Source organism: Vibrio sp. ArtGut-C1 (assembly GCF_002105475.1).
GTDB classification, from domain to species: domain Bacteria; phylum Pseudomonadota; class Gammaproteobacteria; order Enterobacterales; family Vibrionaceae; genus Vibrio; species Vibrio diabolicus.
In genome coordinates this window covers 70,921-92,178 of record NZ_NCTH01000009.1, presented here as the reverse complement: position 1 = coordinate 92,178, position 21,258 = coordinate 70,921, and the positions used below count along the sequence as shown (strand labels likewise).

Below are 21,258 nucleotides of genomic sequence, written 5' to 3'. Positions count from 1 at the left end.
CGTATGAATACAACGTATTCGAGCTTTACCTCCCTAGCGACCTTGTTCGTCGCAGAGAGGTCTGAGCAATCCCCTGTCTCTTACGATCGCGACACAGTTATCACTTGGGGTGATTTCCAGCAGCACGTCGCAACACTTGCTCAGAAGTTAGAAACCCAACCAACGCAAAACATTGCGTTGTGTTTTGGCAACAGCTACCTGTTTGCCGTTGGCTTTTTTGCTTGTTGTCACGCAGGAAAATCCATTGTATTGCCTGGTAATTACCAACCAGAAGCACTCAAAGAACTCAGTGAGCACTACGATTTATTACTGCACGATGCCGATGTCTCGGTTCCAGAACAGGTGAGTTCGCTTTTAATCGAAGCTAGTTCATTGTTAGAAACCACATTGACTAACAAACAACAGGTAAACCAACCTTATGTTTGGCGTGAATTGAATCTGGCACAAATACCAGTGACGCTATTCACTTCTGGTTCAAGCGGCAAACCAAAAGCCATTGCAAAAACGCTGAAGCAGCTCGATGTCGAAGTGTCTATTCTAGACAACCTATGGGGCGACACGGTTGCCAACACACGCGTTGAAAGCACCGTCTCTCATCAACACATTTACGGCTTGCTGTTCCGCGTATTGTGGCCTTTGTGCTCTGCACGTCCATTTTCAGCACACAACCTTGAGTTCCCAGAGCAAATTGTCCATCACGCCGATGCTGACACCACGCTAGTAAGCAGCCCTGCGTTACTAAAACGACTCAGTGAAGAGCATAATCCGGTTGCGATTCGGTGCGTATTTTCTTCTGGTGGTCCCTTGCCAAACCAAGCCGCGCAGCACAGCCAGCAGTTGTTTGGGTCACTTCCTATTGAAGTTTTTGGCAGCACAGAAACCGGCGGCATCGCTTACCGTCAGCAGCACGTAGCCAGCACTCCATGGACGTTATTCCCAGGTGTTGAAGCAAAGCTTAACCATGAAAATTGTTTAAAGCTCCGCTCGCCACACATTGATGAAAACACTTGGTACCAAACTGCGGATGAATGCTATTTCCATGATAGTATTTCTTTTGAATTGCGTGGACGCACTGACCGAATCGTCAAAGTCGAAGAAAAGCGTATTTCCCTTGTCGAAGTGGAAAAACGTTTAGAGCAACTGCCGTGGGTTCAAGAAAGCGTGGTGATCCCAATGGAAGAATCAGGTCGCCTCACGTTAGTCTCGATCATCGTACTTAACGATAAAGGCAGCGATGTGCTTGATGAACTTGGTAAAGGCAAGTTTTGGCTTGAGCTTCGCAAGGCACTGCGCAATTGGCTAGAACCGATCGCTATCCCGAGAAAATTCCGAGTGGTCGACGAAATTCCATTGAACAGCCAAGGCAAACGCCAAGTTGCTGAAATTGAAAAACTATTCCAATAAAGCTAGTAACATGGATAAAAGAAAACCAACTATTCAGAATATTGAAGTGAGTGACCACACCGCAGAGCTGTCGCTGCGTGTGGATGCTGACATCTTAGATTTCCAAGGTCATTTCAGTCACTTCCCTCTTTTACCCGGCGTCACTCAAATTGATTGGGCGTTGTTCTACGCCGTTCAATATTTGAATACTCCCAAGATATTTAAAGGAATGGAAGTCATCAAATTTCAAGAGCCGATTCTGCCAAACACCGACGTTTGTCTCTCACTCTCTTGGGACAATGAGCGCGAGAAATTGACCTTTAAGTACACATCGAAAAACGGTGAAACCTTGGTGACTCACTCTTCAGGCAAAATGAAACTGGGTGAGTCACGTGAGTGATTACCGTCCCTGCTTTTTAATTCCTTGCTACAACCACGGCAGCACAATTGCAGACGTGGTTGCGTCGTTATCCTCTTTCGCTTTGCCAGTGCTAGTCGTGGACGACGGCAGCAATGAAGACACCAAACAAGCGCTTTCAGCTTTGAGTGAGCAAGGACTGATAAAACTGATTAGTTTGAGCGAAAACCAAGGTAAAGGTGGCGCGGTAATGGCTGGCCTACATCAAGCTCACCAGCTTGGTTTTACGCACACCATTCAAATCGACGCAGACGGTCAACACGACCTAGAAGCACTACCCAAATTGCTCAGCGCCAGCGAAACAAAACCAGATAACCTGATTTCTGGCCAACCGATATACGACGAGAGCGTACCTAAAGCCCGTCTGTATGGTCGCTACGCTACGCACATTTGGGTGTGGATAGAAACCTTGTCACTGTCTATCAAAGACAGCATGTGCGGCTTCCGCGCCTACCCAGTGGCGAAAACGGTCGCCGTGTTGAACAAGTACAACATCGGCAAACGCATGGATTTTGATATCGAAATTCTGGTGCGAATGTACTGGGAAGGCGTCGATATTGATTTTGTTCCAACGCGCGTGATCTACCCTGAAGGTGGCATTTCCCACTTCGACGCATTGTGGGATAACGTCAAGATAAGCTGGATGCACACTCGCCTATTTTTTGGCATGTTGCCGCGCATCCCTTCGCTACTCGCCAGAAAGCGCCGTCACACAGATGACAGCAATGCCCACTGGTCTAAACGAAAAGAACAAGGCACAATTTTAGGCATCAAAACCTTGCTCGCGGTTTACCGCTTGTTCGGCAGAAAAGCGTTCGACCTGATTTTAAAGCTAGTCATGCGCTACTACCACTTCACGGGTAAATCTGCCCGCGAAGCGTCTGAGATTTACCTGCAAAACTTGCAGTACTACGCAGCGCAGCAGAGCATCGCACTGCCAAAACAGTTGGACAGCTATCATCATCTGCTTTCTTTTGGGCGAACCATGCTCGACAAACTGGCAGCATGGCAAGGTGACTTTAACGTCGACAACCTAACCATTCACGGCCAGCATCATTTCGAAGAGATGGCGCAGAAAAAACAAGGCGTGCTCATTTTAGGCTCGCATCTTGGCAATATCGAACTCTGCCGCGCGCTTGGTCGTCGACACTCTCATGTCAAAATCAATGCCTTGGTATTTACCCAACACGCTGAACAATTTAATGCGGTAATGAAGGCGGTAAACCCAAATTCGGAACTGAATCTGATTCAAGTCAGCTCAATGGGACCAGACACCGCGATTCTGCTTCAACAAAAAATCGAGCAAGGCGAGTGGGTGGTGATCGTTGGCGATCGCACTTCCACCAGCAAAGAAAATCGTGTCGTTTGGGCAGATTTTCTTGGTAAACCCGCTCCATTCCCGCAAGGCCCATTCATGCTGGCCTCGGTATTAAAAGCGCCGGTTTATCTACTCTTCGGCCTACGCGACGATGAAGCAAACACTCCGCATTTTAATGTGTACTTTGAACACTTTAGTGACCAAATCACGCTACCGCGCAAGGAGCGTCAGCAGGCACTAGGACGCGTTGTTCAACAGTACGCACACAGATTAGAACACCACACACTGCAAGCGCCGTTACAGTGGTACAACTTTTTTAACTTCTGGACTTTAAGTAATCAGCCACATGACAAACAACAATAATCACAACATCACTTTTGGTGCCCAATCTTTAACCATCGAAGATGTCGTTGCCATTGCTCAAGGTGCAAAGGCAAACATGAACACCTCGCCAGAATTTACCGCGAAAATCGATCGTGGCGTGGCGTTTCTGGAACGATTACTGAAAGAGGAAGGCGTTATTTACGGCGTGACCACAGGTTACGGCGATTCATGTACTGTGGCGATTCCACCCGCTCTTGTGGATGAACTTCCGTTGCACCTTACGCGCTTCCATGGCTGTGGCTTAGGTCAAATCCTTTCTCATGAGCAAGCTCGCGCGGTGCTGGCAACACGTTTATGTTCATTGTCGCAAGGCGTATCTGGCGTGTCTCACGATCTGTTGAACCAAATCGTTACGCTTATCAATCACGACATTGCGCCGCGTATTCCACAAGAAGGCTCGGTGGGCGCAAGCGGCGATTTAACGCCTCTGTCTTACCTAGCGGCGACCTTAATTGGCGAGCGTGAAGTGCTTTACAAAGGTGATGTGCGACCAACACAAGAAGTGTTTGCAGAGCTGGGCATTGAGCCAATTCGCCTAAAACCAAAAGAAGGTTTGGCGTTAATGAACGGTACATCCGTGATGACGGCCCTCGCCTGTCTTGCCTACAAACGCGCAGAATACCTAGCGCAGCTTTGCACCAAGATTACCGCGATGGTCTCTGTGGGTATGCAAGGTAATGACTTCCACTTTGATGAAGCGTTGTTTGCGGTAAAACCTCACCCTGGTCAACAGCAAGTTGCGGCTTGGCTGCGTGATGATCTCAATGCTGAACGTCCGCCACGCAATAGCGACCGACTGCAAGATCGCTACTCGCTGCGTTGTGCACCACACGTGATTGGCATGGTGCAAGACTCACTGCCTTGGCTACGTCAATTGATTGAGAATGAACTAAATAGTGCCAACGACAATCCAATCATCGATGGCGACAACGAGCGCGTTCTGCACGGCGGTCACTTCTACGGTGGTCATATCGCAATGGCGATGGATACGTTGAAAGTGAACATTGCCAACTTATCTGATTTGCTGGACCGTCAGATGGCGCAACTGATGGATTACAAGTTCAATAACGGCTTGCCGTTTAACTTAACCGGTGCAGAAGGCGAGCGTAAACCGATCAACCACGGCTTTAAAGCGGTTCAGATTGGTATCTCAGCTTGGACGGCAGAGGCGTTGAAAAACACCATGCCAGCGAGCGTTTTTTCTCGTTCAACCGAATGTCACAACCAAGACAAAGTGAGCATGGGCACCATTGCGGCTCGTGATTGCTTACGCGTACTTGAGTTAACAGAGCAAGTTGCTGCGGCTTCACTGCTGGCAAGCGTTCAAGCGATTGAGATTCGTCGACGTCACAACGAATTGGACGAACACCACATGAGTCAGAGTTTGCGAGTAATTCGTGACGCCGTACTGAGCGAGTTTGAATTTGTGATTGAAGATCGCCCATTAGAACAAGATTTGCGTCATTTCATTGAACGCATTCAGCAACGTCATTGGCCACTCTACGCGGAGGTATAATGCAAGAGCAGGTTCTCTACCCATTAGAAGCAGAGGTGACTATGGTCACCTCATTCCAAGATGCTGACCCGATGGGCGTGATTTATCACGGCAACTTCTTTCGGTATTTTGAAGAAGCGCGTCGGGTGCTGATGGAGAAGATCCAATACAGCTATCGCGATATGCAAGACTCTGGGTACATGTGGCCGATCATCGACACGCGCGTTAAATACGTCAAGGCGATTCCGTTTAATCACACCATTCGTATTACCGTGCAACTCACTGAGTGGGAAAACCGCTTGCGTGTGGATTACGTGATTTACGACGCCGAAACGAATCAACGTATGTGCAAAGCGCATACAACGCAAGTCGCCGTATCCATTGAAAAGCAAGAGATGTGCTTTGTTTCTCCAGCAGTCTTTTTAGATAAAGTAGAGCAATGGCACAACCATGGGAGCCTGAACTAATGCAAAAGTGGTTACTCTCTTTTTTGCTGATATTTTCTGTTCCAGCACTGGCCACACCGACAGCAAATGTAACGGATTTGGCATCGCTTCAACAGCAGTTGTCTCAGCATGAAATCGTACGCGGAGATTTTACGCAGCAGCGTCATCTGGAAATGTTCAGTCAACCTCTAACCTCTAAAGGTCAGTTCACACTGAGCAAAACACATGGCTTGTTGTGGCAACAAACAGAACCTTTCGCAGTCAATTTGGTATTGACGGAAAACAAACTTCGTCAGACTTTTGCCAACCAAGATCCGAAAACGATCTCTGCTGAAGAAAACCCAATGGCGTTCTACTTTAGCCATGTGTTTTTATCCGTGTTCCACGGGGATACTTCTGCACTGCAAGAACAATTCACACTCGATTTTTCAGTTGAGAACAATCAGTGGCAGCTCGTTTTAGTGCCCAAACAGTCGCCATTAAATGCGGTGTTTAAAGCCATCACTCTTTCCGGTAAAACGCACATTGATCGCCTAACCCTGCAAGAGCTGCGCGGCGATAAGACCGAAATCACGTTTACAAACCAGACCTCTCTACCTCAGGAACTCACGGATGCCGAAGACGCTCAATTCCGTTTCTAAACTCAGTCTCTGCACTCATACCTTTGCTCTGGTTTGGCTCAATCTCGTTGTTTTAGCGGGCGCGTTGCTACTCAAACAATGGGTTTGGAGTGCAGAATCTCCGATTGAGACCAACATTTTAAAACTGTTGCCGAAGAACCAACAAAACCCGGTGGCTGAGCAAGCCTTTGAGTCGGTCTCGGCAAGTATGAGCGACAAAGTCATTTTCGTGATCACAGCGCCGGACAAAAATGCCCTTTTTGCAGCGGCCGCTGAATTTGATAAGGGGTTACGCCAAAGTAATCATTTTCGCGATGTGGTGGGAAAAATCTCACCTCAAGAGCAGCAAGCTTGGGCGAGTTACTACTTTAAGCACCGCTTCCAATTGCTGACGCCTGAACAACGAGAGCGTTTAAGCCAAAATCCAGAACAGCAAGTTCAGCATGTGATTCAGTCGCTGTACAACCCGTTTTCTGGAGTGACCGGGCAAGAGTTACAAAATGACCCTTTCTTGCTATTTCGTGATTATTTAAGCCAAGTTACCCAGCAATCTTCCTCTTTCCGATTGGATAACGGCTATCTATCCGTCGAAAAAGACGGTGCTCAATACTTGCTTATTACTGCCGAGCTAAAAGACTCGCCTTATAGCCTAACTGGGCAGTTTGCAGTCCCTGATATTCAAGCGCTAGAACACAGCGTCGCGCAGAAATATGGCGCTGAAGTCGCACATACTGGCGTTCTATTTTACGCCGACTTTGGTACGCAAAGTGCCAAATCGGAGATCAGCACCATCGGTGTATTCTCTCTGCTCGGTATCATTGCATTGTTCGTGTTGGCCTTTCGTAGTGTGATGCCACTGTCTCTCGCACTGCTTTCCATCACCATTGGTTTGCTCGTTGCGTTGTCCGTTACGACGTGGATTTTTGGAAAAGTCCATCTGTTCAGCTTAGTGTTTGGCGCAAGTTTAATCGGCGTGTCTATCGACTACGCATTCCACTACCTAACGGAACGTCTTGCGGCGGGAAATGAATGGGATAGCGAGCAAGGGTTAAAGCATATTTTCATAGCGATCACACTGGGCTTAATCACCAGTTTGATCGGCTATTTGGGCATGTTGGTGGCACCGTTTCCTGGTTTGCAGCAGCTTGCGCTGTTTTCATCCATTGGTCTGATTGCCGCTTACATCACCGTGGTGGCTTGGTATCCGATACTGGCTCGTAACCCATCGCGATCCATTTCGAACTTACCAGGACAATCATTGTTGGCGAAATGGCTAACGCTTTGGAATCAACCTCGAATTAAAGTCGGATTGCCGATGTTATGTGTGGTTGTGAGTGGCTTTTTCTTGCTGCAATTGAACTACGATGACGACATTCGTCTGCTGCAAACGATGCCGAACGATCTCAAGCAGCAAGAAACCTTGATTACGACGCTTAGTGGCATGCAAGCTTCGCAGCAAATGTTGGTCGTTACCGCCGACGATGACGAAAACCTAATGAAAAAGCTGGAGTCTTTGACGCCAACTTTAGAAGCGTGGAAAGCGGACAGCACCATCGAAAGCTACCAGAGCCTGAGCCGCTACTTAAGCTCAGTGGAACGTCAGCAACAAGACTATCAATTGATTCGCGATCTTTACGCAACACAATCCAGCCCACTTGCTTCCGGGCTGGGCTTAAGTAAAAAGCCCAAAATGGACGCCGACTTTATTCCTGTCACGGTTGAGCAGTACTTGCAAAACCCGGTATCAGCGCCTGTACGTTTTCTCCATTTGGGTAAGATAAAAGGAAAATCGGCAACGGTTGTGGTGTTAAACCAATTGCAAGACTCCACCGTTGTTAAGGGGTTTTCCAAATCACAGTCTGATGTTGTCTACCTAAACAAAGCTGAAGAAATATCCGCCCTATTTGGTGAATACCGAATCAAAATCATGGAGCTATTGGTAGCCGCCAGTGCTGTGATCTTTCTGGTGTTAATCAAGCGGTACGGTCTGCAACACAGTTGGCGAGTTTTACTGCCATCATTGATTGCTTGCGCCTGCGGTCTGGCAACGGCTGTCGCGATGGGAACAACGTTAAACCTGTTCAACTTGCTTGGCTTGGTGCTCATTCTTGGTATCGGAATCGATTACACTCTGTTCTTTGCCGAGAAAGCCCGCAGCGTGAGCACACTATTGGCGATCACCCTTTCGGCAATAACCACTGTGCTGTCATTTGGGTTGCTGTCACTAAGCCAAACTCACGCGATTCACAGTTTCGGCATTACGGTGTTAAGTGGTATTTTTGTCGCTTGGTTGCTCTCTCCGATTGCAATTAAAACAGAGGAAACGACGCCATGATTTTTAACCATGCTTTTCGCTGCGCGACGTTAATCGTACTGAGTCTGTTTTTAAGCGCATGCAGCTTGGTACCTCACCAATCGACGCCTCAAGTCGATATTGCTGAGCACACCCAAGTTAACTTACCGACTCCAGCCAGCTTGGGTTATCAGTTGACGGCCAGTCAGTTGATTACGGCTTCTTGGGCAATAGATGGCAAACCCACATCTGAGCAACTTCCGGTACAACTGCAAGTGACCAACAACGACGTGGTGCTGGCAGGCTTCTCATCCTGGGGGACAAGAGTACTCTCACTGTCTTACGATGGAGAACAAATTCAAACCGAAGTGCTCAACGGTTTACAAGGTTCGCTACCGCAGCCAGAACAGGTATTATTTAACCTGATGATCACGCTCTGGCCGAGTTCCGCTTGGGAAGGGTCGTTAAATGAGGTAAGGTGGCGAATTATTGATAAAAATAATTCTCGCGCCATCTTTGATAGCGACGGTGAAAAGATCATTGAGATTCAATACAGCTCTTCTAACAAGTTAGAGGGTGAGATTGATTTTCATCACCTCAAACATCAGTTTTCAATTTCTATTCAAACACTGCAACATCAGATTAATTAAGAACAATTTAGAATAACAATATGCCTATTCGCTCTTCTCAACCTTTGTATATTCAGGCCTGTGGCTTTCACTCTGCCATGGGACAAGATGACGCGCTCATCCACCAATGTTTATCGGGAGCGAAGCCATCCAACATGGTGGTTGACCAAGATATTTTAAATTCAGGCCTCCAAACCGTAATCGGTCGAATTGCACAGACGTTACCGCAATTACCGACCGCACTCAGCCAGTTTGATACGAGAAACAACCGCCTCGCACTTTCGGCTTTGCAGCAAATCGAAAGCGACGTGCGTGAAGCCATTGCTAAATATGGTCGTGACCGTATCGCAGTCGTGATCGGCACCAGCACGTCTGGCATTTCAGATGGCGAAATCGCATTTGGCGAAAAGCTGGCAAATGGTGAGTTTCCCGCCGACTACCATTACACCAAACAAGAACTTGGCAACTGCAGCGATTTTATTGCCGCCTACTTTGATTTGAGCGGCCCACATTACTCAGTTTCCACCGCTTGCTCTTCTAGTGGTCGCGTCTTTTTAACCGCGCAACGCCTGATTCGCTCTGGCATTGTTGATGCGGTCATTGTAGGTGGTGTGGATACCATTTGTCGCCTAACGCTAAACGGCTTTAACGGTTTAGAAGCTCTATCCGATACCCTTTGTAAGCCGTTTGACCAACATCGCAACGGCATCAATATCGGCGAAGCCGCAGCATTAATGTTGCTAAGCAAAACACCTGCGCCCGTTGCTCTTCTCGGAGCTGGCGACAGCTCAGACGCGCACCACATTTCCGCACCACACCCAGAAGGGTTAGGCGCAGAAGAAGCGATGAAAAAAGCGTTGGCCAATGCAGGACTTACAGCGCAAGACATTGGTTACATCAACGCGCATGGCACAGCAACGCCGTTAAACGATGTGATGGAAAGCAAAGCCATTCACCGCTGCTTTGGTAACTCCGTCCCTGTGAGTTCAACAAAGCCACTTACCGGACACACATTAGGCGCTGCAAGTGCAACGGAAGCCGCGATCGCTTGGCATATTCTCAAGTACAACCTTGACTTGCCAATGCAACACTGCGAAACCAAAGCAGACGATATCCATATATCGTTAGTTGAGACGCCAACCAAACTGGGTAACAAAGCGATTCTCAGCAACTCTTTTGCTTTTGGTGGCAATAATATTAGTCTTATTTTTGGTTACGCTCATGACTAAACTTCCTCCCATCGAACAACTTTTGCCACACGACAAACCAATGATCTTGGTCGATCGTGCTTTGGATGTTCAACAAGATACGATTCACTGCCAGGTTGATATCGCAGAACACAACCCGTTCTTCGACTCGACCTCTCAAACCGTGCCAGCATACGTTGGCATTGAGTTTATGGCGCAATCTGTCGCGGCGTGGTCTGGTTACCACGCATTAATGAAAGAACAAGCGCCACCGATTGGCTTTTTGCTTGGTAGCCGTCGATACACGTCTGAATGCGATGCGTTTTCTCGCGGACAGGTGCTCGATGTGTATGCTGAAAAAGTTATGGAAGATAACGGTATGGCGGTTTTTTCAGCCCGTATTGAGCTACAAGGAACTGTTGTAGCGACTTGCCAATTGAACGTTTACGTTCCATCAGAAGAAAAATTACAAGAAATGAAAATCAGGAGTCAACAATGACCCGACAAGTCCTCGTTACAGGTGCCAGCAAAGGCATCGGTAAAGCCATTGCCGTTCAGTTAGCCAAAGATGGTTTCCAAATCATCGTCCATTACATGGGCGATCAACAAGGCGCGCAAGATACCCTAGACACCATCGAACAACATGGGGGGAGCGGTCGTCTTATCCAATTCGACATCAGTGACCGTGCAGATTGCCGTGAGAAACTAGAAGCCGATATCGCCGCACACGGCGCTTACTATGGCGTCGTGAACAACGCTGGCATCACAAAAGATACCGCTTTCCCTGCGATGACCGAAGAAGAATGGGATGGCGTGATTCATACCAACCTAGATAGCTTCTACAACGTTCTTCACCCTTGTGTTATGCCAATGGTGCAAAAGCGTAAAGGCGGCCGAATTGTTACGCTTGCATCAGTATCTGGCCTGATGGGTAACCGTGGTCAAACTAACTACAGCGCAGCAAAAGCGGGCGTAATTGGTGCAACAAAATCACTCGCACTTGAACTGGCAAAACGCAAAATCACCGTTAACTGCGTTGCACCGGGGCTTATCGACACAGGCATGGTAGACGAACACGTAAAAGAACACGCGATGCCGCAAATTCCTTTACGCCGCATGGGAGAACCAGAAGAAGTCGCTGGTTTAGTCAGTTACCTTATGTCCGACATCGCAGGCTATGTAACTCGCCAAGTCATTTCGGTAAACGGAGGCCTAGTATGAACCGTCGAGTCGTTGTAACCGGAATGTCGGGCGTGACTGCGTTTGGTAACGATTGGCAATCTGTCGAGCCAAAACTGCGTGACTGCCAGAACGCGACGCAATACATGCCTTCTTACGAACAGTATGATGGTTTGAACACCAAGCTCGCGGCACCAATTTTAGATTTTGAACTGCCAAAGCACTACAAGCGCAAGCAAGTACGCGGCATGGGGCGTGTTTCTAAATTGGCGACCGTCGCAACAGAAAACGCACTGAGCCAAGCAGGTTTGATTGGTAACGACGTACTCACCAATGGTCAAACGGGTATCGCATACGGCTCATCAACAGGCAGTACTGACGCAATCGGCGCATTTGGTGTCATGCTGAATGAGAAAACCACGAAAGCGATCACCGCTACGACTTACGTGCAGATGATGCCGCATACCACGGCAGTGAACGTTGGTCTATTTTTCGGTTTGAAAGGCCGAGTGATCCCAACCAGCAGTGCATGTACCTCCGGCAGCCAAGCAATCGGCTACGCCTACGAAGCGATCAAACACGGCTACCAAACGGTCATGGTTGCTGGTGGCGCTGAAGAATTGTGTCCAACGGAATCCGCTGTCTTCGATACCCTTTTTGCCACCAGTCTGAAGAATGAAGACCCGAAAAGCACACCAAGACCTTATGACTCCGATCGCGATGGTTTGGTGATTGGTGAAGGTGCGGGAACACTGGTTCTGGAAGAGTACGAACACGCCGTCGCTCGTGGCGCGAAAATCTATGCAGAAATCATCGGTTTTGCCAGCAACTGTGATGCCGCACACGTCACTCAACCACAGATGGAAACCATGCAAATCTGTATGGAAATGGCTTTGCAAAACGCGAGCATTCCTGCTGAGAAGATCGACTATGTATCTGCTCACGGCACTGCCACCGACCGCGGCGATATTGCGGAAAGCAACGCAACAGCGAATGCTCTGGGCAAAGTGCCAATAAGTTCACTCAAGAGCTACTTTGGCCACACACTAGGCGCGTGTGGCGCAATTGAAGCGTGGCTAGGTTTAGAAATGATGCACACAGGTTGGTTCAACCCAACGCTCAACCTAGAAAACCTCGACGAGCAATGTGGCGATTTAGACTACATTGCCGGACAAGGCCGAGAGCTGGACGTGAAATATTTGATGAGTAACAACTTCGCCTTTGGCGGCATCAACACCTCCATCATCTTTAAAAAGATGTAATGCCCTTAGTAAATGCAAAAGCGCTGGTTAACCAGCGCTTTTTTGTTAGTTACCAATCAAACTTCATTTATCACGAGGTAATAGCAAACGAGATATTACCATTCCGCGATACACAGGCGACTTTTAACACCACGAATTTGTAATCCCATCGCTTCAAAGACATGCTCAAAATCTTGGCAAGATGCAGGTACATTAGGCAACGACATTGAAGCCTCAGTGAAAAATGTCCGACTCAAAGTATCCGTCTCTCCCCACGCTAACTGCCACCAATCCAAAATTCGCGGCTTGGATGCGTTTAATCGATAGCTAGCAGGAATACGATCACGCTTGTTTAGGTTTTCAACCTTAGATGTTGGTAGTAAGTTCCACTTATCATTGTTGGGCCAATAAGCAAAAGGCAAACAGTGATCAACGTGATACTCATTTCGTAATTTGCTTCCACTCCATACACTGACAATGTCGCAATGGCTGAGCTTCAACTGTTCAATTCTCTTTCGCACGACTCGCGTATCATGGTCTTTATCAATCCAGACCAAACAATCATGATACGTTTGCAGTGGAATACCCCGCTCTTGATTAGACCGAAATCGTTGCATTTCCATAATCCACTGGTTGACCACCAGCGGCTCAATCCAAGAGTTATACAATCGAAAACAATCCCAAAGGCTTTCATCCAACACAAACAGCCCATAACTTTCGAGGAATTCGCTATCCACAACAATTGAACTTTTTGGCTTCTTAGCTGAACGAATCATTTCAAAGTAAGGGTTTGATTTATCACCTTGATAGGTAAAGGTGACGGGACCATCTTTTATGGTTTTTAAGCTGTCTTTTATTGCTTTATCAAGCGCCACTGCATCTTCACCCAAAAATGTCATGCCTATAGCAAGATCATCAGGACTTAAATGGGAAAGTCTGCCCCAACCATCGGGCTTTATAAAACCTAGCCCTTTAGACGAGTTCGAGCTTTGCTGGATGTTCTCTTTATCGATTAAACGCTTAAATTGACGAATCCAATATAAGCCGACTAATCCTAATGGGATGGCAACTTTACCTTCGCTGCGATCAACCACTGCACCAGAATGAGCGTCTGCAATACGTAGTAAAGTACGTAGTAGTGCTAGTTTATAGGTAGCCGATTTGGAATCATTGACGATAATGTGGCGAACCTTATTCAGATCACCAGAACCATCATCAGGCAAAGACATCACTACCGTTTGCCAAGATACACCCGTTCGCTTTAACTGATCATCATCGAGAGATACGTTCCTCACCATTAAAGCGCTATTCTTTGCAAACTTTTCGAGCTCTTCAACCGATACCGGATAAGCTTTACGACCGTCAGAAAAGTCACCGTGACGAAGGCTAATCACCAATCGACCATTAGGCGCTAACAAATTTGCAAGTTTGCGAAATGCACGTTCACGGTGCGTAGGCGCAAGATGCATCCATACCGCACTGACAAGAATTAAATCGAAGCGAAAGCCAAGATTAATGGTTTTCTCAAGCTTAGGTAATGCATCTTCAAGCCAAGTAACGGAATCGCCACAGTAAGACTTACCAAGCCTTAGAAGTGCTTGAGCAGGCTCAATCGCAACAACTTCACACCCATGTTCAGCCATCCATTTCGCGTCTCGACCAGAGCCCGCGCCAACATCTAACACGCGATCTCCAGCCTGGGGCCAGAAAACTCTCCAACTCGCGTGGACATCCTCAAACTGGAGCGATGTGTATTGCTTCGCGAAAGAGTCGGCGTGTTGGTCATAAAAATTAGAAGTGGCAGGCATAAAGACTAACGAAAGATAATTAATATGCGTCCATATTAATTGCTAGAAATTGCAATGGCTAGAATGCCATTCAAAAGTTGTAGATAGAGTGGTAATTACAGCCAAAAACCTAAAAACGACAAAGCCCCGACAACTCAAAGAGTTATCGGGGCTTTTGAATAAATGGCACGCCCTATTGGATTCGAACCAATGACCACATCCTTAGAAGGGACGTGCTCTATCCAGCTGAGCTAAGGGCGCGCTACAGGGACAGGATTATACGAGTTCAAACGGGTAAATCAACGGGTTTTCATAACATTCTGATCTGAATGCCTAAAAAAAGTCCATCAAAACGCTTAATGTTCAAAAACACCACAAAGCAAACGTTTGCGTATGGATGTTAATAAGAAATTCTGCGACAATGCGCCGCAGATAATTTGCCTTCTTAATTTATAAGGAAAGTCATGACTGCTCAAAATATAGACGGAACTCTCATTTCCCAAACTGTTCGATCCGAAGTGGCAGCACGTGTTAAAGCTCGTGTTGAAGCTGGGCTACGTGCCCCTGGTTTAGCAGTGGTTCTAGTTGGTGAAGATCCTGCTTCTCAGGTTTATGTCGGTAGCAAACGCCGCGCATGTGAAGAAGTTGGGTTTGTTTCTAAGTCTTTTGACCTTCCTGCGTCTAGCTCAGAAGAAGAGTTACTAGCGCTGATTGATGAATTAAACAACGATGATGAAATTGACGGCATTCTAGTGCAATTACCCCTTCCTGCGGGCATCGACACAACACATGTTTTAGAGCGCATTCACCCAGAGAAAGACGTGGATGGCTTCCACCCTTACAACGTTGGTCGTCTTGCACAACGTATTCCAAAGCTTCGCTCTTGCACGCCAAAGGGCATCATTACCCTACTAGACCGTTACAACATAGAGCTTCGTGGCAAACATGCTGTTGTGGTTGGTGCATCAAACATTGTTGGTCGTCCAATGACACTTGAACTGCTGCTTGCGGGCTGCACGACAACAACATGTCACCGTTTTACCAAAGACCTAGAGAGTCATATGCGTCAAGCTGACGTTGTCGTGGTTGCGGTTGGTAAGCCAAACTTCATCCCTGGAGAGTGGATTAAGAAAGGTGCAGTGGTTATCGATGTCGGCATTAACCGTCTTGATTCAGGCAAGCTAGTTGGCGACGTGGAATACGATAAAGCACGTGAAAGTGCGAGCTTTATTACTCCTGTCCCTGGTGGTGTTGGCCCAATGACCGTCGCAAGTTTAATTGAGAACACGATGCTCGCTTGCGAACAGTTCCACACGGACAAATAACGTAAAACTTCAGATACGAAAAAGGCTCCGCAAGGAGCCTTTTTGCTAATTTTAGGTATCTCTTTCAATTACAGGCTTAAAATCACGCCCGCAATCGAAGCGCTCATTAAGTTAGCCATCACACCAGCGATAATCGCACGGAAACCATGCTTAGAAACAAATGCACGCTTTTCAGGTACCAATGAGCCCAGTCCGCCAATCAACATCGCCATACTTGAGATGTTTGCAAAGCCACATAAAGCAAACGTCACGATTGCTTGTGAGTGTTCACTAAGTTGAGACTTCACTTCTGCAAGCTGGATGAAAGCGACGAACTCATTCACCACAATCTTATTACCAATCAGCGAGCCTGCTGTGGTTGCTTCTTGCCATGGTACACCTAATAACCAAGCGACAGGTGCGAATACATACCCTAGGATCAACTCGAAGCTTAGTGGCGTCCCAACAAGGTCACCAATCCAACCTAGCATGCCGTTTAACATTGCAATGACACTGATAAACGCCAATAGCGTACCACCTACCGATACAGCAATGCGTACACCCGCCATGGCTCCATCGGCTAATGCTTCTACTACGTTGGTTGCACGTGGAATTTCAACTTGGCTAATGTCGATATCTGCTGCTTTATCCGTATCTTCTGGCATTAAAATTTTTGCCATCAGCAAGCCCGCAGGTGCCGACATAAATGCAGCAGCAATAAGATAGTTAAGGTCGACGCCCAGTGACGCGTAACCAACCAATGTTCCACCAGCAACAGAAGCCAAACCACCTGTCATCACCGCAAAGAACTGCGAGTCGGTCATGTGCTTTAGGTATGGCTTTACCATCAATGGCGCTTCAATGGTGCCAACAAAAATATTCGCCGTTGCAGACAAAGACTCAGCACGACCGATACCCAGCAGCTTTTGAATACCGCCACCGATAAAGTTGATGATTTTTGGCATCACACCAATGTGATAAAGACCTGAGATAAGAGAGGAAAAGAAAACGATGATACCCAGAACATTGATCGCAAAGGTGAAGCCCCCTGTCGCCAAATTACCGAATAAAAACGCAATGCCCTCTTGACCATAGTTGATCAAATTCGACACTACGCTGCTCACTGAATTCAGCGCATCTCGTCCTGCTGGTACATATAAAACCAACAACGCAAACAGTACCTGCAAAGCAAACGCAAACGACACTGTTCTCAGCTTTATATTTTTTCTATTTGTAGAAAGTAGCCATGCTACGAATAGTATGGCTACGATACCAATAATTGAGTTCATAAAATGAATCCGACAGAAGGGGGATATGGAAGGCACCGGATTGTATAGCGGACTCAAAATGCTGCAAGTTGAGGATGTTAACAGTGTGAAAAGTTTAAGCGCCCAATAATTAACCTTAATTATAAGGCATTGAATTATAAGAATATAAACGTTTGCTTATTTTTATTGTTTCTATATAGAAAAGATGTTTCTAGTTCTGGAAAAATTTTTGTGAAGTGAATCACCTTATGTGTCGTTCAATAACGTCATTGATCCTGTTACTTAGGAATAGATATGTAAGGCGCTAGACGTTGATCCCAATGACACGGGTTACCGATCTTCTGTTTGATGAAGTTAATCACTGCGGATATTTTTTTGGGCATATGTTGGCGGCTTGGATACACCGCATAAAACGGCATCGACTGGCTGGCTTTCCAGTCCGGTAACAACTGTATTAACTTACCCGTTCTAAACTCATCACCCAGTAAGTAAGTGGCAAGGTAGGCAATGCCCCAACCTGCAATAGCGGCATCCCGAACGGCTTCTGCCAGATCCACTGAATAGTTGCCCGAAACTTTTACGTTCAACTCCTGCTGATCTTTAGTAAACGCCCACCCCGTATAGTCACGCTCCCAGCTTCTGTATATAAGACAGTTGTGAGAAGACAAGTCATCCGGCTCTGTTGGCGTATCATGCTTCAATAAGTAATCTGGTGACGCCGCTACAACAAACTGGCAATCCGTCAAACGCTGCGCAATGTAGCCTTCAGGCAAATGCTCGTTGTTAGTCACCCATAAATCGAGCCCTTCGGCTAACATATCGACTTTATAGTCAAACAAATGCACCTCCACTTGAAGTTGAGGATACAGTTCGCGCAACTCTTGAATTGCGGGGATTATGTGCAAGGTACCGAATGATTGCGACAAACCAAGACGCACTAAGCCTGCCACTTCATCCCGCTGGGTTTCCATCTCTAATGTGGCACTGCTCACCGCTTGTACTACTTGCTCACAGTGATGAAAAAAGGTTTTTCCTGCCTCAGTCGGCGTAAAGCTTCGCGTAGTGCGTTGAACAAGCTTGATACCAAGAGATGCTTCCAGCTGGCTCAACTGCTTACTCACATGAGACACCGACACGCCTAAGCTCTTTGCAGCAGCCGTGAAACTTTTATGTTTAAGAAGAGCGGAGAAGATCACCATTTGTGCAGCACGTTCAGATAACACGCTTTACCTCGATTTGATTATAGGAAAAACAAAGGACTCCGAAGAGCCCTCATATTGAATACTGGATGCCAAGTGATTATTTTATAACAGCTCAGTATTTAATTCGGTCAGCCAAGTGACTCACGGCGAGTGCGAAATAGTAAGAGCGGTTCCACTTCATCAGTACGTTGTAGTTATTGTAAACCAGATACGTACGACCATTCTCGTCGTCCGGCATGATCAACCATGCTTTGATGTCTTCATCCAGTTTTGGCAACGGGCTACCATCGTATTTTGTGATACCAAGTTTGCTCCACTCCTGAAGATATTTACCTTTTTCAGCCGTGCGCCCTTCTAAGCTGCGATCAATGCCTTTAGGGACTTTCACTTGGCGACCCCAAGTGTATTTGTCATCCCAGCCGGACTTGCTCAAATAGTTAGCCGTTGATGCAAACACGTCGGCTTCAGATTGCCAAATGTCTTTTTTACCATCCTCGTTGCCGTCAGCGGCAAAACGAAGAAAAGAGCTTGGCATAAACTGACATTGCCCCATCGCACCAGCCCATGAACCCTTAAAGTTTTCCAGTTCAATATGGCCTTGATCGAGGATCTGCAATGCCGACATGGTCTCTTTACGGAAAAACTCTTCACGACGACCTTCAAATGCCATTGTAGACAACGCGTCAATCACTTTGAAGTTACCCGTAAATTTACCAAAGTTACTTTCTACACCCCACAGCGCCACGATAAAACGAGGCTGCACACCGTACTCATCGCCTATACGCTTTAGCTCGGTGTAATGCTCTTTATAGAGTTGTCTTGCTTGCTTCACCTTCCATTCGGGCACCGCGCGAGGAATGTATTCATCCAACGTCAGTTTCTTCTCTGGTTGGTTTCGGTCCGCTTTTACTGCTCGAGGCTTGTACTCAACATTCGCAAAAGCAGCACTAATGACCTGCTCTGAGATACCTTTATCACGCGCTTCAGCACGCAGCTTATTCAAGTATTCATCGAAACCCTCGCTACTTGCAAAAGCCGAGGTACACACACCAACGCTAAGCATGGTAGCCAGTATTTTTTTCATATTGCCCTCCTTGAGCAAGGCAGAAATCCCAGATGAAAAACGATGACGTTATTCGCCTTTCTGCTGGGCTTTTTGTTCTTTGTACTTTTCTAGTAGGTTCTCCGGCGGAGGCGGAACCTGCAAAAAGAAGCCATCATTTTGCAATGAAGCCTTCACTTTTTCGATATCAACTTGTGCCAATTTACGGCCATCAAGTTTAATCGTCATAACAGCGATAGGCTTACCGAACATCTGCATTAAGGTGTCAGGAACCTGTGAAAAATCATCCTTTTTCGGAATATAGAGATAAGTACCTTCTTTTTTCGAGCTTTTATAAATAGAACAAAGCATGACACGCCTTTTATGCTGATTTAGCCGCGTTGAGTGCGGATTAGGTTGAAAACGTCAAATTCTCGCAAACTTAATAGCAAATTTGAGATTAATTCACCTATTTGCCCACGAGAGAACTTGCTGCGTCAAAGGATGAAATATAACATGACAGACCTAGTTTAAGGCAACGCTCTTTCAATAAAGGCAAGAAGTCCACGATGACCCATTCACCAGACCTTAAAGGTAGCAGTTTTACATTGTCAGTTTTACACCTTTCTGACAATGAGATCGCAAAGACTGTCGAATTTTTGCAAGAAAAAGTTTCTCAAGCACCTTCTTTTTTTGCATCCGCGCCTTTGGTAATCAATATAGCAAAAGTACAAGGCGACATTGATTTCCCTAAGCTTAAACAAGGCATCTCAGATGCTGGTTTTATTCCGGTCGGTGTAACGGGCTGTAAAGACAAGCGTGTACAAAATCTTGCTTCCGAAGCTGGCTTCGCCATTATGTCGGCAAGCAAATCACCAAGCCAGGCGCCAGCCAAAATGGCACCAACGAAAGTAGTTCGCACGCCTGTTCGATCAGGACAACAGATCTACGCGAAAGATGGTGATTTGGTGGTGTTAGCGCACGTAAGTGCTGGTGCTGAAGTCATCGCTGACGGCTCTATTCATATCCATGGCACACTTCGAGGCCGTGCGATTGCAGGCGCAAGTGGTCAGCAGGAAGCGCGTATTATTTGCCACGATTTACAAGCAGAACTGGTATCCATTGCGGGTGACTACTGGTTAAGCGATCAAATTGAAAGCGAGTACTGGCAAAAGAAAGTAATGATCAGTAAAGCCGATGAATCATTACATTTAGAAGTTCTCGCGATTTAATCTAAAAAGGAAAAAAAATGGCACGCATTATTGTAGTAACGTCTGGTAAAGGTGGCGTTGGTAAAACCACTTCAAGCGCAGCCATCGCCTCTGGTCTAGCTCTGAAGGGAAAAAAGACCGCGGTGATCGATTTTGATATCGGTTTGCGTAACCTCGACCTAATCATGGGCTGTGAGCGCCGTGTCGTGTATGACTTTGTAAACGTCATTAACGGCGAAGCGACATTAAACCAAGCGCTGATCAAAGATAAGCGCACGGACAACCTATTCATTCTTCCTGCTTCTCAAACTCGTGATAAAGACGCACTGACAAAAGATGGTGTTCAGCGCGTATTCGGCGAACTTGATGAAATGGGCTTTGATTTCATTATTTGTGATTCACCAGCAGGTATCGAGCAAGGCGCATTAATGGCCTTGTACTACGCCGATGAAGCCATTGTCACAACGAATCCAGAAGTCTCTTCTGTGCGTGACTCTGACCGCATTCTCGGTATTTTAGATTCTAAGTCCCTGCGCGCAGAACAAGGGCTAGAGCCAGTAAAACAGCACCTGCTACTGACTCGCTACAACCCATCTCGCGTCACTCAAGGCGAAATGCTAAGCGTTGAGGACGTAGAGGAGATCTTACATATTCCACTACTGGGCGTGATTCCAGAAAGCCAAGCCGTGCTTAACGCGTCAAACAAAGGTGTACCGGTTACTTTTGACGATAACACCGATGCGGGCATGGCTTATTCTGACACCGTTGATCGCTTATTAGGCAATCAGGTTGAATTTCGTTTCCTTACTGAGGAGAAGAAAGGACTCTTTAAACGACTCTTTGGAGGCTAG

General features: G+C 46.8%; 20 protein-coding genes and 1 tRNA gene. 15 read left to right on the top strand and 6 right to left on the bottom strand.

Going from position 1 to position 21,258, the window contains the following annotated elements:
• Window positions 1-3 precede the first annotated feature (3 nt).
• Genes B7360_RS10280 through B7360_RS10225 form a run of 12 tightly spaced genes read left to right on the top strand, consistent with a single transcriptional unit; the run spans window position 4 to window position 12,614 of the window.
• Window positions 4-1,404, top strand: coding sequence for an AMP-binding protein (locus B7360_RS10280; RefSeq protein WP_085343438.1), 1,401 nt, complete (start codon window positions 4-6; stop codon window positions 1,402-1,404).
• Window positions 1,405-1,414: 10 nt separating this feature from the next.
• Window positions 1,415-1,783 carry a 3-hydroxyacyl-ACP dehydratase gene (locus tag B7360_RS10275; protein WP_085343437.1) on the top strand — a complete coding sequence of 123 codons (369 nt, stop codon included), beginning with the start codon at window positions 1,415-1,417 and terminating at the stop codon, window positions 1,781-1,783.
• Window positions 1,776-3,482 carry a glycosyltransferase gene (locus tag B7360_RS10270; RefSeq protein ID WP_085343475.1) on the top strand — a complete coding sequence of 569 codons (1,707 nt, stop codon included), beginning with the start codon at window positions 1,776-1,778 and terminating at the stop codon, window positions 3,480-3,482. The genes B7360_RS10275 and B7360_RS10270 overlap by 8 nt, the downstream gene beginning before the upstream one ends.
• Window positions 3,466-5,019, top strand: coding sequence for a histidine ammonia-lyase (gene hutH / locus B7360_RS10265; protein WP_085343436.1), 1,554 nt, complete (start codon window positions 3,466-3,468; stop codon window positions 5,017-5,019). Before B7360_RS10270 ends, hutH begins: the two co-directional genes overlap by 17 nt.
• Entirely contained in the window at window positions 5,019-5,465 is a 447-nt protein-coding gene (locus tag B7360_RS10260; protein ID WP_069513649.1) for a thioesterase family protein, read from the top strand. Before hutH ends, B7360_RS10260 begins: the two co-directional genes overlap by 1 nt.
• The gene (locus B7360_RS10255) at window positions 5,465-6,085 is read left to right on the top strand and encodes an outer membrane lipoprotein carrier protein LolA (protein WP_005382286.1); all 621 of its coding nucleotides are present in this window, start codon (window positions 5,465-5,467) and stop codon (window positions 6,083-6,085) included. Before B7360_RS10260 ends, B7360_RS10255 begins: the two co-directional genes overlap by 1 nt.
• Entirely contained in the window at window positions 6,057-8,399 is a 2,343-nt protein-coding gene (locus B7360_RS10250; RefSeq protein WP_085343435.1) for an MMPL family transporter, read from the top strand. Before B7360_RS10255 ends, B7360_RS10250 begins: the two co-directional genes overlap by 29 nt.
• The gene (locus B7360_RS10245) at window positions 8,396-9,007 is read left to right on the top strand and encodes a DUF3261 domain-containing protein (RefSeq protein ID WP_085343434.1); all 612 of its coding nucleotides are present in this window, start codon (window positions 8,396-8,398) and stop codon (window positions 9,005-9,007) included. The genes B7360_RS10250 and B7360_RS10245 overlap by 4 nt, the downstream gene beginning before the upstream one ends.
• 20 nt (window positions 9,008-9,027) lie before the next feature.
• Window positions 9,028-10,215, top strand: a complete 1,188-nt coding sequence (locus B7360_RS10240) for a beta-ketoacyl-[acyl-carrier-protein] synthase family protein (RefSeq protein ID WP_085343433.1) — start codon at window positions 9,028-9,030, stop codon at window positions 10,213-10,215.
• Complete coding sequence (locus tag B7360_RS10235; protein ID WP_074191022.1) at window positions 10,208-10,672, top strand: hotdog family protein; 465 nt, start codon at window positions 10,208-10,210, stop codon at window positions 10,670-10,672. Before B7360_RS10240 ends, B7360_RS10235 begins: the two co-directional genes overlap by 8 nt.
• A complete protein-coding gene (fabG, locus tag B7360_RS10230; RefSeq protein WP_021453573.1) occupies window positions 10,669-11,394 on the top strand; it encodes a 3-oxoacyl-ACP reductase FabG in 726 nt (241 codons plus the stop codon). The genes B7360_RS10235 and fabG overlap by 4 nt, the downstream gene beginning before the upstream one ends.
• Window positions 11,391-12,614: a beta-ketoacyl-ACP synthase gene (locus B7360_RS10225; RefSeq protein WP_085343432.1), complete on the top strand. Its 1,224-nt coding sequence runs from the start codon at window positions 11,391-11,393 to the stop codon at window positions 12,612-12,614. The genes fabG and B7360_RS10225 overlap by 4 nt, the downstream gene beginning before the upstream one ends.
• Before the next feature lie 95 nt (window positions 12,615-12,709).
• Here B7360_RS10225 and B7360_RS10220 read toward each other — a convergent pair whose 3' ends face one another.
• A complete protein-coding gene (locus B7360_RS10220) occupies window positions 12,710-14,401 on the bottom strand; it encodes a class I SAM-dependent methyltransferase (RefSeq protein WP_085343431.1) in 1,692 nt (563 codons plus the stop codon).
• Window positions 14,402-14,564: 163 nt separating this feature from the next.
• A tRNA-Arg gene (locus B7360_RS10215) sits at window positions 14,565-14,641 on the bottom strand.
• A 203-nt stretch (window positions 14,642-14,844) separates the two neighbouring features.
• On the opposite strand from B7360_RS10215, the gene folD reads away from it, so the two are divergent.
• Window positions 14,845-15,705, top strand: coding sequence for a bifunctional methylenetetrahydrofolate dehydrogenase/methenyltetrahydrofolate cyclohydrolase FolD (gene folD, locus B7360_RS10210; RefSeq protein ID WP_085343430.1), 861 nt, complete (start codon window positions 14,845-14,847; stop codon window positions 15,703-15,705).
• Between the two features lie 68 nt (window positions 15,706-15,773).
• Here the strand turns inward: folD and B7360_RS10205 are convergent, their stop codons facing one another.
• The 4 genes from B7360_RS10205 to B7360_RS10190 form a co-directional block, all read right to left on the bottom strand.
• Window positions 15,774-16,973, bottom strand: a complete 1,200-nt coding sequence (locus tag B7360_RS10205; protein WP_031780514.1) for a NupC/NupG family nucleoside CNT transporter — start codon at window positions 16,971-16,973, stop codon at window positions 15,774-15,776.
• A gap of 257 nt (window positions 16,974-17,230) precedes the next feature.
• Entirely contained in the window at window positions 17,231-18,175 is a 945-nt protein-coding gene (locus B7360_RS10200; RefSeq protein WP_005396032.1) for a LysR family transcriptional regulator, read from the bottom strand.
• Between the two features lie 91 nt (window positions 18,176-18,266).
• Window positions 18,267-19,238 (bottom strand): lytic transglycosylase domain-containing protein, encoded by a 972-nt coding sequence (locus B7360_RS10195; protein WP_005396034.1) that lies wholly within the window; start codon window positions 19,236-19,238, stop codon window positions 18,267-18,269.
• A gap of 48 nt (window positions 19,239-19,286) precedes the next feature.
• Window positions 19,287-19,568 (bottom strand): YcgL domain-containing protein, encoded by a 282-nt coding sequence (locus B7360_RS10190; protein WP_005382303.1) that lies wholly within the window; start codon window positions 19,566-19,568, stop codon window positions 19,287-19,289.
• 197 nt (window positions 19,569-19,765) lie between these two features.
• Here B7360_RS10190 and minC point away from each other — a divergent pair, with 197 nt between their 5' ends.
• Together minC and minD are read left to right on the top strand one after the other, a co-directional pair.
• Complete coding sequence (gene minC, locus B7360_RS10185; protein ID WP_005382304.1) at window positions 19,766-20,428, top strand: septum site-determining protein MinC; 663 nt, start codon at window positions 19,766-19,768, stop codon at window positions 20,426-20,428.
• A gap of 17 nt (window positions 20,429-20,445) precedes the next feature.
• Window positions 20,446-21,258: a septum site-determining protein MinD gene (minD, locus tag B7360_RS10180; RefSeq protein WP_005388331.1), complete on the top strand. Its 813-nt coding sequence runs from the start codon at window positions 20,446-20,448 to the stop codon at window positions 21,256-21,258.

Coding starts and splice junctions, on each gene's coding strand:
- folD (WP_085343430.1), top strand. CDS start 14,845: ATGACTGCTCAAAATATAGACGGAACTCTCATTTCCCAAACTGTTCGA.
- B7360_RS10275 (WP_085343437.1), top strand. CDS start 1,415: ATGGATAAAAGAAAACCAACTATTCAGAATATTGAAGTGAGTGACCAC.
- B7360_RS10225 (WP_085343432.1), top strand. CDS start 11,391: ATGAACCGTCGAGTCGTTGTAACCGGAATGTCGGGCGTGACTGCGTTT.
- fabG (WP_021453573.1), top strand. CDS start 10,669: ATGACCCGACAAGTCCTCGTTACAGGTGCCAGCAAAGGCATCGGTAAA.
- minD (WP_005388331.1), top strand. CDS start 20,446: ATGGCACGCATTATTGTAGTAACGTCTGGTAAAGGTGGCGTTGGTAAA.
- B7360_RS10220 (WP_085343431.1), bottom strand. CDS start 14,401: ATGCCTGCCACTTCTAATTTTTATGACCAACACGCCGACTCTTTCGCG.
- B7360_RS10235 (WP_074191022.1), top strand. CDS start 10,208: ATGACTAAACTTCCTCCCATCGAACAACTTTTGCCACACGACAAACCA.
- hutH (WP_085343436.1), top strand. CDS start 3,466: ATGACAAACAACAATAATCACAACATCACTTTTGGTGCCCAATCTTTA.
- B7360_RS10205 (WP_031780514.1), bottom strand. CDS start 16,973: ATGAACTCAATTATTGGTATCGTAGCCATACTATTCGTAGCATGGCTA.
- B7360_RS10245 (WP_085343434.1), top strand. CDS start 8,396: ATGATTTTTAACCATGCTTTTCGCTGCGCGACGTTAATCGTACTGAGT.
- B7360_RS10190 (WP_005382303.1), bottom strand. CDS start 19,568: ATGCTTTGTTCTATTTATAAAAGCTCGAAAAAAGAAGGTACTTATCTC.
- B7360_RS10280 (WP_085343438.1), top strand. CDS start 4: ATGAATACAACGTATTCGAGCTTTACCTCCCTAGCGACCTTGTTCGTC.
- minC (WP_005382304.1), top strand. CDS start 19,766: ATGACCCATTCACCAGACCTTAAAGGTAGCAGTTTTACATTGTCAGTT.
- B7360_RS10260 (WP_069513649.1), top strand. CDS start 5,019: ATGCAAGAGCAGGTTCTCTACCCATTAGAAGCAGAGGTGACTATGGTC.
- B7360_RS10250 (WP_085343435.1), top strand. CDS start 6,057: ATGCCGAAGACGCTCAATTCCGTTTCTAAACTCAGTCTCTGCACTCAT.
- B7360_RS10255 (WP_005382286.1), top strand. CDS start 5,465: ATGCAAAAGTGGTTACTCTCTTTTTTGCTGATATTTTCTGTTCCAGCA.
- B7360_RS10240 (WP_085343433.1), top strand. CDS start 9,028: ATGCCTATTCGCTCTTCTCAACCTTTGTATATTCAGGCCTGTGGCTTT.
- B7360_RS10195 (WP_005396034.1), bottom strand. CDS start 19,238: ATGAAAAAAATACTGGCTACCATGCTTAGCGTTGGTGTGTGTACCTCG.